The 15,676-nt window shown below is 43.8% G+C and carries 16 protein-coding genes; all 16 read left to right on the top strand.

What is annotated here, in order from left to right; genetic code table 11:
- Positions 1–21: 21 nt before the first annotated feature.
- The 16 genes from O3601_RS01985 (at position 22) to O3601_RS01910 (ending at position 15,609) form a co-directional block, all read left to right on the top strand.
- Complete coding sequence (locus tag O3601_RS01985; RefSeq protein WP_371470756.1) at positions 22–651, top strand: nicotinate-nucleotide adenylyltransferase; 630 nt, start codon at positions 22–24, stop codon at positions 649–651.
- Positions 651–1,244 carry a bis(5'-nucleosyl)-tetraphosphatase (symmetrical) YqeK gene (gene yqeK / locus O3601_RS01980; protein WP_371470754.1) on the top strand — a complete coding sequence of 198 codons (594 nt, stop codon included), beginning with the start codon at positions 651–653 and terminating at the stop codon, positions 1,242–1,244. The genes O3601_RS01985 and yqeK overlap by 1 nt, the downstream gene beginning before the upstream one ends.
- Positions 1,245–1,745, top strand: coding sequence for a cysteine hydrolase family protein (locus tag O3601_RS01975; protein ID WP_371470753.1), 501 nt, complete (start codon positions 1,245–1,247; stop codon positions 1,743–1,745).
- 12 nt (positions 1,746–1,757) lie between these two features.
- Positions 1,758–2,111, top strand: coding sequence for a ribosome silencing factor (rsfS, locus tag O3601_RS01970; RefSeq protein ID WP_001003029.1), 354 nt, complete (start codon positions 1,758–1,760; stop codon positions 2,109–2,111).
- A 111-nt stretch (positions 2,112–2,222) separates the two neighbouring features.
- On the top strand, positions 2,223–2,963 hold the full coding sequence (locus tag O3601_RS01965) for a class I SAM-dependent methyltransferase (RefSeq protein ID WP_371470961.1): 741 nt from the start codon (positions 2,223–2,225) through the stop codon (positions 2,961–2,963).
- A gap of 9 nt (positions 2,964–2,972) precedes the next feature.
- The gene (locus O3601_RS01960) at positions 2,973–4,070 is read left to right on the top strand and encodes a nucleotidyltransferase (RefSeq protein ID WP_371470751.1); all 1,098 of its coding nucleotides are present in this window, start codon (positions 2,973–2,975) and stop codon (positions 4,068–4,070) included.
- 163 nt (positions 4,071–4,233) lie between these two features.
- Positions 4,234–5,847: a ribonuclease Y gene (locus O3601_RS01955; RefSeq protein ID WP_000404936.1), complete on the top strand. Its 1,614-nt coding sequence runs from the start codon at positions 4,234–4,236 to the stop codon at positions 5,845–5,847.
- A 129-nt stretch (positions 5,848–5,976) separates the two neighbouring features.
- On the top strand, positions 5,977–6,603 hold the full coding sequence (gene gmk / locus O3601_RS01950; RefSeq protein WP_000775041.1) for a guanylate kinase: 627 nt from the start codon (positions 5,977–5,979) through the stop codon (positions 6,601–6,603).
- Positions 6,604–6,627: 24 nt separating this feature from the next.
- On the top strand, positions 6,628–6,942 hold the full coding sequence (rpoZ, locus tag O3601_RS01945) for a DNA-directed RNA polymerase subunit omega (RefSeq protein ID WP_000979235.1): 315 nt from the start codon (positions 6,628–6,630) through the stop codon (positions 6,940–6,942).
- 65 nt (positions 6,943–7,007) lie between these two features.
- On the top strand, positions 7,008–9,404 hold the full coding sequence (locus O3601_RS01940; RefSeq protein WP_371470726.1) for a primosomal protein N': 2,397 nt from the start codon (positions 7,008–7,010) through the stop codon (positions 9,402–9,404).
- Between the two features lie 12 nt (positions 9,405–9,416).
- Complete coding sequence (fmt, locus tag O3601_RS01935) at positions 9,417–10,352, top strand: methionyl-tRNA formyltransferase (RefSeq protein WP_371470724.1); 936 nt, start codon at positions 9,417–9,419, stop codon at positions 10,350–10,352.
- Positions 10,345–11,658, top strand: a complete 1,314-nt coding sequence (gene rsmB / locus O3601_RS01930) for a 16S rRNA (cytosine(967)-C(5))-methyltransferase RsmB (RefSeq protein ID WP_371470722.1) — start codon at positions 10,345–10,347, stop codon at positions 11,656–11,658. Before fmt ends, rsmB begins: the two co-directional genes overlap by 8 nt.
- 14 nt (positions 11,659–11,672) lie before the next feature.
- Positions 11,673–12,413 carry a Stp1/IreP family PP2C-type Ser/Thr phosphatase gene (locus O3601_RS01925; RefSeq protein ID WP_000406242.1) on the top strand — a complete coding sequence of 247 codons (741 nt, stop codon included), beginning with the start codon at positions 11,673–11,675 and terminating at the stop codon, positions 12,411–12,413.
- Positions 12,410–14,311: a Stk1 family PASTA domain-containing Ser/Thr kinase gene (gene pknB / locus O3601_RS01920; protein ID WP_371470721.1), complete on the top strand. Its 1,902-nt coding sequence runs from the start codon at positions 12,410–12,412 to the stop codon at positions 14,309–14,311. Before O3601_RS01925 ends, pknB begins: the two co-directional genes overlap by 4 nt.
- Before the next feature lie 88 nt (positions 14,312–14,399).
- Positions 14,400–15,158: a threonine/serine exporter family protein gene (locus O3601_RS01915; RefSeq protein WP_000392874.1), complete on the top strand. Its 759-nt coding sequence runs from the start codon at positions 14,400–14,402 to the stop codon at positions 15,156–15,158.
- A 1-nt stretch (position 15,159) separates the two neighbouring features.
- Complete coding sequence (locus tag O3601_RS01910) at positions 15,160–15,609, top strand: threonine/serine exporter family protein (RefSeq protein ID WP_371470720.1); 450 nt, start codon at positions 15,160–15,162, stop codon at positions 15,607–15,609.
- Positions 15,610–15,676 lie beyond the last annotated feature (67 nt).

Below are 15,676 nucleotides of genomic sequence, written 5' to 3'. Positions count from 1 at the left end.
AGAAATAAAGGAGACTAGCCTATGGCAATCGAACTATTGACTCCCTTTACCAAGGTAGAGTTGGAGCCAGAAATCAAGGAGAAAAAACGCAAACAAGTCGGGATTTTAGGGGGGAATTTTAACCCCGTTCACAATGCCCATCTCATTGTTGCGGACCAAGTACGGCAACAGTTGGGACTGGATCAGGTCCTGCTCATGCCTGAATACCAACCTCCCCACGTAGATAAAAAGGAAACCATCCCTGAACACCATCGTCTCAAGATGCTTGAATTGGCGATCGAGGGGATTGAAAGGCTAGCCATTGAAACAATCGAGCTAGAGCGCAAGGGTATTTCTTACACCTACGACACCATGAAGCTTCTAACTGAGAAGAATCCAGACACGGATTATTACTTTATCATCGGTGCCGACATGGTGGACTATCTGCCTAAGTGGTACCGAATTGATGAATTGGTTGACATGGTTCAGTTTGTGGGGGTTCAGCGCCCACGTTACAAGGCTGGAACTTCTTACCCAGTTATCTGGGTGGATGTGCCTCTCATGGATATCTCGTCTAGTATGGTGCGTGACTTCCTTGCCCAAGGTCGGAAACCCAACTTTCTCCTACCTCAGCCTGTGCTAGACTATATCGAGAAGGAGGGGCTCTACTGATGGCCTATCAAGACTATATCAACTGCTCCCGTGAGGCTTTGTTGGAAAGAATGGCAGAGCTTCTACCTGAAAAACGTTTAACCCACTGTCTGGGTGTGGAGCGTGCAGCCATAGAACTAGCAGAGAGATTTGGAGTAGATGTCGAGAAGGCAGGTTTAGCAGGCCTTCTTCATGACTACGCTAAAAAGCTGTCAGATAAGGAATTTTTAGACTTGATTGACCGTTATCAGCTAGACCCTGATCTCAAAAACTGGGGTAATAATGTCTGGCATGGTATGGTTGGCATCTACAAGATTCAGGAAGATTTGAATTTGCATGATTCTGAAATTCTACGAGCCATTGAAATCCATACAGTCGGTGCTGACCAGATGACTGATCTTGATAAGGTTGTCTATGTCGCAGACTATATCGAGCACAATCGTGCCTTTCCTGGAGTGGATGTGGCGCGTGAGATTGCAAGTTTATCGCTCAATAAGGCAGTTGCTTACGAAACAGCTCGTACTGTGGAACATTTGGCTCATCAGGGATTTCCCATCTATCCCCAAACCCTTGAAACCTATAACGCCTTTGTGCACTATTTGAAAGAGGACTAAATGAAAACGGCTTTTATAATCATTGATGTTCAGAATATTTTAGTGGAAACTGGGTTCCAGACAAAAAGTCTATTGGAAAAAATTTCTTATTTACAAAACCAGGCTAGAAGCAAGAATATTGAAATTATCTATGTTCAACATATTGAGAACTCTGAAGCTCAAACATCAGAAGATTGGCAGTTATCTGAGCTTTTAAACCGAAAACCTGATGAAAAGGTCTTTCAGAAGAAGTATAACAGTATTTTCAAAGAAACTGGTTTAAAAGAATACTTGGATAAACAGGGGATTGAAAAATTAGTTTTATGTGGTATGCAGACAGAATATTGTGTGGATACCTCTGTCAAGGTTGCCTTTGAATATGGCTATCAGCTTATTATTCCAGAAGGTGCTGTCACAACCTTTGATGGGGATGACATTCCAGCAGAAAAGATAAATGAATTTTATGAGGGCATTTGGGAGGAGCGCTTTGCAGATGTCCTAGATTACAAACATATTTTTTAAAAAGAGGACTAAATGAACGAAAAAGAATTACTAGAACTAGTCGTGAAAGCGGCTGATGAGAAACGTGCGGAGGATATCCTCGCACTTGACGTACAAGAATTGACCAGCGTGACGGACTACTTTGTTATCACTAGCTCAATGAATAGCCGTCAGTTGGATGCTATCGCTGATAATATCCGTGAAAAAGTAGCCCAAGCAGGCTTTAAAGGTAGCCATGTCGAAGGTGATGCAGCTGGAGGTTGGGTCTTGCTGGACCTAGGCGCTGTCGTTGTGCATATCTTCTCAGAAGAAATGCGTGCCCACTATAACCTAGAAAAACTATGGCATGAGGCGAATTCAGTAGATATTTCAGAAGCTCTTGCTTAGAAGATGAACTCAGTTGTAGTCAACTGGGTTTTATTTGCTTATTTTAGAAAAAATTGATAGAAAGGTAAAGAGCGAGTGGTGTTTGCCATGGAGGCTCTTGGTATCATGATTATGGCAACTTATGAAACCTTTGCGGCGGTCTATGATGAAGTCATGGACGATAGTTTATACGATAAATGGACGGATTTTTCTCTGCGTCACTTGCCAAAAACTAAGGAGAGAAAGAAACTCTTGGAATTGGCTTGTGGGACAGGTATCCAGTCTGTTCGCTTTTCTCAAGCTGGTTTTGATGTGACTGGCCTGGACTTGAGTGCTGATATGTTGAAGATTGCCGAGAAGAGAGCTTCTTCAGCCAAACAAAAGATTGATTTTATGGAAGGCAATATGCTGGATTTGTCTAAGGTGGGTAAATATGATTTTGTCACCTGTTATTCGGACTCAATCTGCTACATGCAGGATGAGGTGGAAGTAGGTGACGTTTTTAAAGAAGTCTATAATGTCCTCAACGAAGACGGAGTTTTCATCTTTGACGTACATTCGACCTATCAGACAGATGAGGTTTTTCCAGGCTATTCTTATCATGAAAATGCGGAAGATTTTGCCATGCTCTGGGATACTTATGAGGATGCAGCACCTCACTCTATCGTTCATGAGTTGACTTTCTTTGTCAAGGAAGCGGATGGTTCCTTTAGTCGCCACGATGAAGTGCATGAGGAGCGGACTTATGAGGTTCTGACCTATGATATTTTGCTGGAACAGGCCGGTTTCAAGTCCTTCAAACTCTATGCGGACTTTGAGGACAAGGAGCCAACAGAAACTAGTACCCGTTGGTTTTTTGTGGCACAGAAGTAGGAGATTAGCATGACCATCACGGGTATTATCGCGGAGTTTAATCCTTTTCATAATGGGCATAAATACCTGCTGGATCAGGCAGAGGGTTTGAAAATCGTAGCTATGTCTGGAAATTTCATGCAACGTGGAGAACCAGCGATTATAGATAAGTGGATACGGGCCCAGATGGCGCTGGAAAATGGCGCAGATTTGGTAGTGGAATTGCCCTTTTTAGTCAGTGTTCAGGCAGCTGATTTCTTTGGTCAAGGAGCTGTGGATATCTTGGCTCGGTTGGGCATTGATACTCTGGCTTTTGGTACAGAGAAAGTTCTGGATTACCAGAAAATTGCTGACTTATACACAGAGCAAGGTACTGAGATGGAGAAATTTGTGGAAAATCTGCCTGATTCCCTCTCTTATCCACAGAAGACCCAGGCCATGTGGAAGGAATTTGCAGGTCTTGATTTTTCTGGCAATACGCCCAATCATGTTCTTGCTCTTGCCTATGCCAAGGCTGTTGCAGGACGCAACATCAAACTTCATCCGATTCAGCGTCAGGGAGCGGGTTATCATTCTGTGGACAAGGATGTGGACTTTGCCTCGGCGACAGCTCTGCGCCAGCATCAGTCAGACCAAGATTTCTTAGAACGCTTTATGCCTTCTGTTGCCCTCTTTGAGCAGGCCAGTAAGGTGAGCTGGGAAGACTATTTTCCCTTGCTTAGCTATCAAATCTTGTCCAATCCAGACCTAACCACTATCTATCAGGTCAATCAAGAAATGGCAGTGCGCATTAAGGGAGCCATCAAGACAGTCCAGTCTGTGGAAGACTTGGTTGAGGCGATTGCGACCAAACGTTACACCAAGGCGCGTGTCAGACGCCTATTGACCTATATCTTGGTGCAAGCTAGAGAAGGTGACTTGCCAGAAGCCATTCATGTCCTTGGATTTACCGAAAAAGGCAGACAACATCTCAAGTCTTTGAAAGGGCAGGTCGATCTAGTTAGCAGAATTGGCAAAGAACCTTGGGATGCCATGACCCAAAAGGCAGACCAGATTTATCAACTTGGAAATTCAAGTATAGCAGAGCAGAATTTTGGAAGAGTACCGATTAGAATAGAATCAAACTAAGTCTACTGAAAGGTAGGCTTTTTAAAATAACAAGTTTATTTTAGTGATTGTGCCCTAAATTCCTCAAAACATATTCTATTTTAGGTTTGTGAAAATCACTTTTTTATGGTAGAATGTAAAAGAATGTATGTCATTCGGAATAACAATAAAATGAGGTAAAAACATGGAAATCATGTCGCTTGCGATTGCTGTTTTTGCCGTCATCATTGGTTTAGTCATTGGATATGTCAGCATCTCAGCCAAGATGAAATCATCTCAGGAAGCTGCAGAGTTGATGCTTTTAAATGCTGAACAAGAAGCAACTAATTTACGTGGACAAGCTGAGCGTGAAGCGGATTTACTTGTTAATGAAGCCAAACGTGAAAGCAAGTCTCTTAAAAAAGAAGCACTATTGGAGGCCAAAGAAGAAGCCAGAAAATACCGTGAAGAAGTGGACGCTGAATTCAAATCAGAACGTCAAGAACTCAAACAAATCGAAAGTCGTTTGACAGAGAGGGCTACTAGCCTCGACCGTAAGGACGACAATTTGACGAGTAAAGAACAAACACTTGAACAAAAAGAACAAAGTATTTCTGATAGAGCGAAAAACCTTGATGCGCGTGAAGAGCAATTAGAGGAAGTCGAAAGACAAAAAGAAGCAGAGTTAGAGCGTATTGGTGCCCTGTCTCAGGCAGAAGCACGAGATATTATCTTGGCTCAGACAGAGGAAAACTTGACCAAGGAGATTGCTAGCCGTATTCGCGAAGCTGAGCAAGAGGTCAAGGAACGTTCTGACAAGATGGCCAAGGACATCCTGGTTCAAGCTATGCAACGTATCGCTGGTGAATATGTAGCGGAGTCAACAAACTCAACGGTTCATCTACCAGATGATACTATGAAGGGACGCATTATTGGTCGTGAAGGTCGTAACATTCGTACCTTTGAAAGTTTGACAGGGGTCGATGTGATTATCGACGATACACCAGAAGTGGTGACCTTGTCAGGTTTTGACCCAATCCGTCGTGAGATTGCCCGTATGACTATGGAAATGTTGCTCAAGGATGGTCGTATCCACCCAGCTCGTATCGAAGAGTTGGTTGAGAAAAACCGTCAAGAGATTGACAATAAAATTCGTGAATACGGTGAGGCTGCTGCCTATGAGATTGGTGCACCAAATCTTCATCCAGATTTGATGAAGATTATGGGACGTTTGCAGTTCCGTACGTCATATGGACAAAATGTCTTGCGCCATTCGATTGAGGTTGCTAAGTTGGCTGGTATCATGGCTAGTGAGCTTGGTGAAAATGCGGCTCTTGCCCGTCGTGCCGGATTCCTTCACGATATCGGGAAAGCTATTGACCGCGAGGTTGAAGGTAGCCATGTTGAAATCGGTATGGAATTGGCTCGTAAGTACAAGGAACATCCAGTTGTGGTCAATACGATTGCTAGCCACCACGGCGATGTCGAAGCTGAGAGCGTCATTGCAGTTATCGTCGCTGCAGCAGATGCCTTGAGTGCAGCCCGTCCAGGTGCTCGTAGTGAGTCTCTTGAAAGCTACATCAAGCGTCTTCATGATTTGGAAGAAATTGCTAACGGCTTTGAAGGAGTACAAACTAGCTTTGCCCTTCAAGCAGGACGTGAAATCCGTATCATGGTCAATCCAGGACAAATCAAGGACGACAAAGTCACAATCTTGGCTCACAAAGTTCGTGAGAAAATTGAAAACAATCTCGATTACCCAGGAAATATCAAGGTAACCGTGATTCGCGAGCTTCGTGCAGTAGATTATGCTAAATAAATAAGAAAGAGCAGTTGAAAAATTACTGCTTTTTTGTTACACTAGATAGAAAGACTGTAAAGAATAATTTGGCTTTTTGCCATTATTCTAGAGAAATGTTATTTCACAGACTGACTAAAAGGAGACACAATGGCAGACCGAGGCTTACTAATCGTTTTTTCTGGTCCTTCAGGGGTTGGCAAAGGAACGGTTAGAAGAGAGATTTTTGAGAGTTCTGAAAACCAATTTCAATACTCTGTATCGATGACGACACGCGCACAACGTCCTGGAGAAGTGGACGGTGTTGACTATTTCTTCCGTACTCGCGAAGAGTTTGAAGAGCTGATTCGTCAAGGACAGATGTTGGAATACGCAGAATATGTCGGCAACTACTATGGAACTCCTTTGACCTACGTCAATGAAACCTTGGACAAGGGAATCGATGTTTTCCTTGAAATTGAAGTTCAGGGCGCTCTTCAGGTCAAGAAAAAGGTTCCAGATGCTGTCTTTATCTTCTTGACACCACCAGATTTGGATGAATTGCAAGATCGTTTGGTAGGTCGTGGAACAGATAGTGCTGAAGTGATTGCCCAACGAATCGAAAAGGCCAAGGAAGAAATTGCGCTTATGCGTGAGTATGATTATGCGATTGTCAACGATCAGGTGCCCCTAGCTGCTGAGCGTGTCAAACGTGTAATCGAAGCAGAACACTTCCGTGTGGATCGTGTCATTGGTCACTATCAGGAGATGTTACCAAAATCTCCAACTACTCGATAAAATTTAGAAAATAGGTACAAGCAAATGATGTTAAAACCCTCTATTGATACCTTGCTGGACAAGGTTCCTTCAAAATATTCACTCGTAATCTTGGAAGCAAAACGTGCCCACGAATTGGAAGCAGGTGCGCCAGCAACTCAAGGTTTCAAGTCTGAAAAATCAACTCTTCGCGCTTTAGAAGAAATCGAATCAGGAAACGTTACAATTCACCCAGATCCAGAAGGAAAACGTGAAGCAGTGCGTCGCCGTATCGAAGAAGAAAAACGCCGCAAAGAAGAAGAAGAAAAGAAAATCAAAGAGCAAATCGCTAAAGAAAAAGAAGATGGTGAAAAAATTTAAGGTTGGGGGGACTCAATCTTATTTTTTCTATTACAAGAATGTACTGACAAGGAGGAGGTGAGAAGATGGCTATAGCTAAGATTATTGTGGATGTGCCTTTGATGCAGACGGACCAACCCTATAGTTATAGGATTCCGGAGGAATTTGAGGGAATGCTAGAAGTTGGGATGCGGGTTCATGTGCCTTTTGGTAAGGGCAATCGCCTGATTCAAGGGATTGTTCTTGGTTTGGAGTCCCAACCAGATGAAGAAGAGGTTAATCAAGATTTAAAAGATATTGCGGAGGTGCTGGATTTTTCTCCTGTTCTCACGCAAGAACAACTCTGGCTGGCTGAGGAGTTACGCAAGTCCGTCTTCTCCTACAAAATCTCCATCCTCAAGGCTATGTTACCGGGATTTCTGAACTCCAGCTATGATAAGATTCTCTATCCTCTGGCAGGTCTGAGTCAGGAAGACCGAGAGTGCTTGTTTGGTTCAGAGGATTCGCTTGTCTTTTCTTCTCTGGATTTAGGTAAGCAAGCTGAAATGATGCGTTTGACTAGAAAAGGCCTGCTTGGTCTGGAATATCAGGCGATTGACCAAAAGAAGGTCAAGACCCAGTCTTGGTATGAGGTGAATCTTGCTCAATTAGAAGGTGTTGAGATTTCTACACGCGCCAAGAAAAAGTTGGAACTGAGAGACTATTTGCTGTCTCATCCTGAGAGTGCTTCCTTGGCTAGTTTGTTAGAGTCCTACTCGCGGGAGCAAGTCAACTTCTTTGTGGAACAAGGTGCCATTACTATAGTCCAAAAGGAAGTTCAACGCTCGGCTGCTTATTTTGAAGGCATTGAGGCAAGTCGACCTTTGGAGTTGAATCCAGAACAAAGACAGGCGCGTGATGCGGTTGTCAGTGCTATTGGTAGTCATCAGCCTCCCTTCCTCCTTCAAGGGATTACAGGAAGTGGGAAGACAGAAGTTTACTTGCAGATTATCCAAGGAGCTTTGGACAAGGGCAAGACAGCTATTTTGCTGGTACCTGAGATTTCCTTGACTCCTCAGATGACGGAGCGTTTTATTGCTCGTTTTGGGGACAAGGTTGCTATCCTTCACTCAGGTTTGTCTAATGGTGAAAAGTATGATGAATGGCGCAAGGTCGAGCGTGGCGATGCCCGAGTTGTTGTTGGCGCCAGATCGGCCATCTTTGCTCCGCTGAAAAATCTGGGTGTTATGATTATCGATGAGGAGCATGAAGCGACTTATAAGCAGGACAGTAATCCCCGTTACCATGCTAGAGAGGTGGCTATTTTACGGGCCCAATATAATCAAGCGACTTTAGTCCTTGGTTCTGCAACGCCGAGCTTAGAGAGCCGTGCGAGGGCTGGAAAAGGCGTCTATCAACACTTGCGACTAACCCAACGAGCCAATCCTTTGGCTAAGATCCCTGAGGTTCAAGTAATTGACTTTCGAGATTATATCGGACAAAATGAGACGTCAAACTTTACGCCACCTTTGTTAGAAGCTATTCAGGATCGTCTGGCTAAAAAAGAGCAGGTGGTTCTCATGCTCAATCGTCGTGGTTATTCTAGCTTTGTTATGTGTCGGGAGTGTGGGACGGTGGATACTTGTCCCAACTGTGACATTTCCCTAACCTTGCACATGGATACTAAGACCATGAATTGCCATTATTGCGGTTTCTCCAAGGATATCCCTCAGGTCTGTCCTAATTGTAAGAGTCGCAGCATTCGTTACTATGGGACGGGAACTCAGAAAGCCTACGATGAACTAGCAGAACTCTTTCCTCAAGCCCGCATTCTGCGGATGGATGTAGATACGACGCGCAAGAAAGGAAGTCATCAAGCTTTGCTTGACCAGTTTGGGCGAGGAGAAGCAGATATTTTACTAGGTACTCAGATGATTGCCAAGGGCTTGGATTTTCCAAATGTGACTTTAGTCGGAGTGCTCAATGCAGATACAGCCTTGAATCTGCCTGATTTCCGTTCTTCTGAGAGAACCTTCCAGCTCTTGACTCAGGTAGCAGGTCGTGCAGGCCGTGCTGAAAAAGCTGGTCAGGTTTTGATTCAATCCTATAATCCGCAGCACTATGCTATTCGATTTGCTAAGGATCAGGACTACGAAGGCTTTTATGCCTATGAAATGGGAATCAGACGACAACTTGGCTATCCGCCTTACTATTTCACCATTGGCATTACCCTTTCTCACAAGAAAGAAGAAGAGGTGGTCAAACGTGCTTACGAAGTTATGAATATTTTGTGGTCAGGCTTATCAGAGACCAGTAACATTCTTGGGCCAACGCCCAAACCCATCGCACGTACCCACAACCTCTATCATTACCAGATTTTAATTAAATATCGTTTAGAAGATGAGCTGGGGCCGACCCTCAACCAAGTCTTGGCTTTGACTCAAGAACGGGAAAATAGTGAGCTCCGTCTCAGCATTGACCATGAGCCACAGCAATTTTTATAAGAAGGAGAAGATATGACAAAATTAATCTTTATGGGGACACCCGACTTTTCAGCAACAGTCTTAAAAGGACTTTTGACAGATGACCGTTATGAGATTCTAGCTGTTGTAACCCAGCCAGACCGTGCTGTCGGACGTAAAAAAGTTATCCAGGAAACCCCAGTTAAACAAGCTGCCAAAGAGGCAGGACTTCCTATCTACCAACCTGAAAAATTATCTGGAAGTCCAGAGATGGAAGATATTATGAAGCTAGGAGCAGATGGAATTGTGACTGCTGCTTTTGGGCAGTTTCTCCCAAGTAAACTCCTTGATAGCATGGACTTTGCGGTTAATGTTCACGCCTCCCTTCTTCCAAAACACCGTGGTGGAGCGCCAATCCATTATGCCTTGATTCAAGGAGATGAGGAAGCTGGTGTGACCATTATGGAGATGGTTAAGGAAATGGATGCAGGAGATATGATTTCTCGTCGCAGTATTCCTATCACGGATGGGGACAATGTCGGCACCTTGTTTGAGAAATTGGCGCTAGTTGGTCGTGATTTGCTTTTGGATACTTTGCCTGCCTACATTGCTGGTGACATCAAACCTGAACCACAGGATCCAAGTCAGGTTACTTTCTCGCCAAATATCCAGCCAGAGGAAGAAAAATTGGATTGGAGTAAAAGCAATCGCCAACTTTTCAACCAAATTCGTGGGATGAATCCGTGGCCTGTTGCCCATACTTTCCTTAAGGGTGACCGCTTTAAGATTTATGAAGCGCTACCAGTAGAAGGTCAGGGAAATCCAGGTGAGATCCTCTCTATCGGCAAGAAAGAATTGATCGTCGCGACGGCTGAAGGAGCTCTATCTCTCCAACAAGTGCAACCAGCTGGTAAGCCTAAGATGGACATTGCTTCCTTCCTCAATGGAGTTGGACGGACATTGACTGTAGGAGAACGATTTGGTGACTAAAGTAGAAACGGCTAGACGTTTAGCTCTAGCAGTATTAGAGGATGTTTTTATCAATCAAGCATACTCAAATATCGCCTTAAATAAGCATCTCAAGGGGAGTCAACTTTCAGCAGCAGACAAGGGCTTGGTGACCGAGCTGGTCTATGGAACGGTAGCCCGTAAACTGACTCTGGAATGGTACCTGTCCCACTTTATCGAAGACAGAGACCAGTTAGACAGCTGGATCTATGTCCTGCTTCTCATGAGTGCTTACCAGCTCCGTTATTTGGACAAGATTCCAGATCATGCTGTGGTCAATGAAGCAGTAGAATTGGCCAAAGTCCGTAAAAAAGGCAGTGAAAAATTGGTCAACGCTGTCCTTCGCCGTATCTTACGTGAAGACTGGCCAGTTATTGCTAGCATCAAACGGAAAAACAAGCGTGATTCCATTGCTTATTCTCTCCCGGTTTGGTTGGTGTCTAAACTTAAGGAAGAATACGGAGAGGAGCGAGCGCAGGCTATTTTTGAAAGTCTCTTAGTGCGTAACAAAGCCAGTATTCGTGTAACAGACATAGACCGAAAAGAGGAAATCCAAGCCTTATTAGAGGCCAATAATTCCCTTTTAGCAGCCGCTGGTCTGGTTAAGGAGCAGGGGCATTTTGCAGGCCATGATTTGTTTGCGGATGGAGCCATTACCATCCAAGACGAGTCCAGTCAATTGGTTGCGCCAACTCTTGATTTACAAGGTGATGAGCAGGTTCTAGATGCCTGTGCGGCTCCAGGTGGAAAAACAGCCCATATAGCCTCTTATCTCACGACAGGTCAGGTTACTGCTCTAGATTTGTACGACCACAAGTTGGACTTAATTCAAGAAAATGCCCAACGTCTAGGAGTTGCAGACCGGGTTCAAACTCAAAAAATGGATGCCAGAAAGGTGCATGAGTTTTTTGGTCAGAATTCATTTGATAAGATTTTAGTGGATGCTCCCTGTTCAGGAATCGGTCTGCTGCGCCGGAAACCAGATATCAAATACAATAAAGAAACGGCAGATTTCGCGTCCTTACAGGAAATTCAGCTAGAAATATTAGGTAGTGTTTGTCAAACACTACGCAAAGGTGGTATAATAACTTATAGTACCTGTACTATTGTCTCAGAGGAGAATTTTCAAGTCGTTGAGGCGTTTTTAGAAAGTCATCCTGAGTTCGAGCAGGTAAAACTAGAACATGAATGTAAGGATATCATGAAAGACGGCTGTATCCTCATTACACCTGAATTGTATGGAAGTGATGGATTCTTCATCAGTCAATTTCGCAAGATATCGGATTAGGAAGGAACTGACACATGGAAATTTCATTATTAACAGATGTTGGTCAGAAACGAACAAATAACCAAGACTATGTCAACCACTATGTCAATAGAGCTGGACGTACAATGATTATTTTAGCTGATGGGATGGGAGGTCATCGCGCAGGGAATATCGCTAGTGAAATGGCGGTAACAGACCTAGGTATAGCTTGGGTTGATACCCAGATCGATACAGTCAATGAAGTGCGTGAATGGTTTGCTAATTACCTAGAAATTGAAAATCAAAAGATTCATCAACTTGGGCAAGATGATGCCTATAAAGGAATGGGAACAACTCTAGAAGCTGTTGCTATTATTGGTAATCAGGCTATCTATGCTCATATTGGAGATTCTCGTATCGGTTTGATTCGTGGAGAAGAATACCACCAGTTAACGAGCGACCATTCTTTGGTCAATGAATTGCTTAAGGCAGGTCAATTGACACCAGAAGAAGCTGCTAGCCATCCACAGAAAAATATTATTACTCAATCTATCGGTCAAAAAGATGAAGTTCAACCTGATTTTGGAATGATTACCCTTGAGCCAGGAGACTATCTCTTGCTCAATAGTGATGGTTTGACCAACATGATTTCAGGCAGTGAGATTTGTGATATTGTAACCAGTGATATTCCTTTGGCAGATAAAACAGCGACGCTCGTGCGTTTTGCTAACAATGCAGGAGGTTTAGACAACATTACGGTTGCCCTTGTTTCTATGAACGAGGAGGATGCAGAATGATCCAAATCGGCAAGATTTTTGCCGGACGCTATCGGATTGTGAAACAGATTGGCCGAGGAGGCATGGCAGATGTCTATTTGGCCAAGGATTTAATTCTAGACGGAGAAGAAGTGGCAGTGAAGGTCCTGAGGACCAACTACCAGACGGACCCGATAGCTGTAGCTCGTTTTCAGCGTGAAGCGAGAGCTATGGCAGATCTAGACCATCCTCATATCGTTCGGATAACAGATATTGGTGAGGAAGACGGTCAACAGTATCTTGCAATGGAGTATGTTGCTGGACTAGACCTTAAACGCTATATCAAGGAACACTATCCTCTTTCTAATGAAGAAGCAGTCCGTATCATGGGGCAAATCCTCCTAGCCATGCGTTTGGCCCATACTAGAGGAATTGTTCACAGGGACTTGAAACCTCAAAATATCCTTTTGACACCAGATGGGACTGCCAAGGTCACAGACTTTGGGATTGCGGTCGCTTTTGCAGAGACAAGTCTGACTCAGACTAACTCTATGCTGGGTTCGGTTCATTACTTGTCACCAGAGCAGGCGCGTGGTTCTAAGGCTACTGTACAGAGTGATATCTATGCCATGGGGATTATTTTCTATGAGATGCTGACAGGCCATATCCCTTATGACGGGGATAGTGCGGTGACCATCGCCCTTCAGCATTTCCAGAAACCACTGCCATCAGTTATTGATGAAAATCCATCTGTGCCTCAGGCTTTGGAGAATGTTGTTATCAAGGCAACTGCCAAGAAATTGACAGATCGTTATCAGTCAGTTGCAGAGATGTATGTGGACTTGTCTAGTAGCTTATCTTACAATCGTCGCAATGAGCCTAAACTGGTATTTAATGATACTACTAAGGCGGACACCAAGACACTACCGAAGGTATCCCAGAGTACCTTGACTTCGATTCCTAAGGTGCAAACACAAAGTCCGAAGCCACAGACTGCGAAACCGAGTCAGCAGGTTTCAGAAGACAATTACGCAAGCAAGCCTGTTAAGAAACGGAAATTTAGAGTTCGTTATATGATTTTGTTGGCCAGCATTGTATTAGTGGCAGCTTCTCTTATTTGGATACTATCCAGAACTCCTGCAACCATTGCCATTCCAGATGTGGCAGGTCAGACAGTTGCGGAGGCCAAGGAAACGCTCAAGAAAGCCAATTTTGAGATTGGCGAGGAGAAATCAGAGGCTAGTGAAAAGGTGGAAGAAGGGCGGATTATCCGTACAGATCCTGAAGCTGGAAAGACTCGAAAAGAAGGTTCGAAAATCAATTTGGTTGTCTCATCAGGCAAGCAATCTTTCCAATTGAGTAACTATATCGGCCGTAAATCGACAGATGTTATAGCAGAACTCAAGCAGAAGAAGGTTCCTGAAAATCTCATTAAAATTGAGGAAGAGGAATCAAGTGAGAGTGAAGCAGGAACAATTCTCAGACAGAGTCCAGCTGCCGGAACAACCTATGATTTGAGCAAGGCCTCAACGATTACCTTAACCGTTGCTAAGAAAGTAACCAGCGTTTCTATGCCAAGTTATAAAGGATCTAGTCTTGAATTTACTAAAAATAATCTTATTCAAATTGTTGGGATTAAGGAAGCCAATATTGAAGTTGTAGAAGTGTCGACAGCTCCTGATGGAACTGTTGAGGGTACAGTCGTTGAACAGAGTCCAAAAGCGGGTGAAAAGGTTGATTTGACTAAGACGCGTGTCAAGATTTCAATCTACAAACCAAAAACACCATCGTCAACGTCATCATCAGCACCATCCCAACGTGGAAACCAAGGTTCTACTACGACACCAAATCAGGGGAACCAACAAGGAAATCAACGAGGGAATGCACCTGCTACGACTCAATCAAGTAGTGAAGGGAACCACGCAAATTCTCGTGATTAAACGAATCTTTGTCATGATTTCATGGCAAAGATTTTTTTTGAGTCCGGATTTGTGATAGAATAGAAGGAGTTGATAAAAGGAGGAAAGCATGGAAGAGTCAAAAGAATTAAATGCCGTCATCGATGTGATTATGCTAGCAGGGACCATTCTCTTAAAAAGTGGTTCAGAGATTCATCGTGTAGAAGATACTATGATCCGTATTGCGCATTCGCAGGGGATTGTGGATTGCAATGTTCTTGCCATGCCTGCCGCTATCTTTTTCTCCATTGAAAATACCAATATTTCGCGCATGAAGCGCGTGACTTCCTCTTCTTATAACATCGAAAAAGTCTGCGATGTCAACCAGATTTCTCGTCAGTTGGTAGGTGGAAAGCTTGATTTAGAGACAGCCTTCAAGCAATTGACAGCCTTGCAAGCCCAACCCCTTCCCTATACCAAGTTGCAGGTAACTCTGGCTGCGACCTTTAGTGCTCCTTTCTTTTCAATTATGTTTAGTGGAAATATCTACGACGCACTTGGGGCAGGAGTGGCGACCTTATTTGGTTTTGCCTTTTCTCTCTATGTGGAGAAGTTTATCCGAATTCCCTTTGTGACAGCCTTTGCTGGAGCCTTTGTCTTTGGGATGATTGCCCAATTTTGGGCTCGCTACACAGGTTTTCCTTCAACGGCAGATTTGATTATAGCTGGTGCGGTCATGCCTTTTGTACCAGGTATTGCCTTGACCAATGCGGTCCGTGATATTATGACTAACCACATAAATTCTGGTATGAGCAAGATGTTTGAATCCCTGCTCATTACCCTAGCTTTAGGGGCAGGAACTTCTGTCGCCTTGGTATTGATGAACTAATATGACACTAACAACCTTTTTATTACAAGCAGTAGCAAGTCTTCTTGCTATTATCACTTTTTTAATCGTACTCAATGTGCAACGCTCTATGCTCTTACCTGGCGGGATTTTGGGCATGGCTGTCTGGCTAATCTATCTCTTGCTCAAGGAACCAACCAATGTCATTGTAGCCACCTTCATTGCGGCCATTATTGGTTCTTGTGTCAGCCAGATTTTGAGTATTCTTTATAAGACCCCTGCTGTGGTCTTTATCTTAGCCATCTTGGCGCCTCTGGTTCCGGGTTATCTCTCCTATCGGACAACTGCCTTTTTTGTGACAGGGGATTACAATCATGCCATTGCTAGTGCGACCTTGGTTGTCATGTTGGCTCTGGTAATCTCTATTGGAATGGCTAGTGGAACAGTAATTCTCAGATTGTATTCCTACTTAAAAAAACAGCATAAAAGTTAGAATAATAAGAGACTTGATTTGGTGAATCAAGTCTTTTTTCTCTCTTTTACTGCCATTTGTGATAAAA

This window comes from Streptococcus sp. 20925_1_69 (assembly GCF_041432365.1).
In the GTDB taxonomy this organism is placed as follows: Bacteria; Bacillota; Bacilli; order Lactobacillales; family Streptococcaceae; genus Streptococcus.
This window is presented reverse-complemented; position numbering and strand designations above follow the sequence as displayed.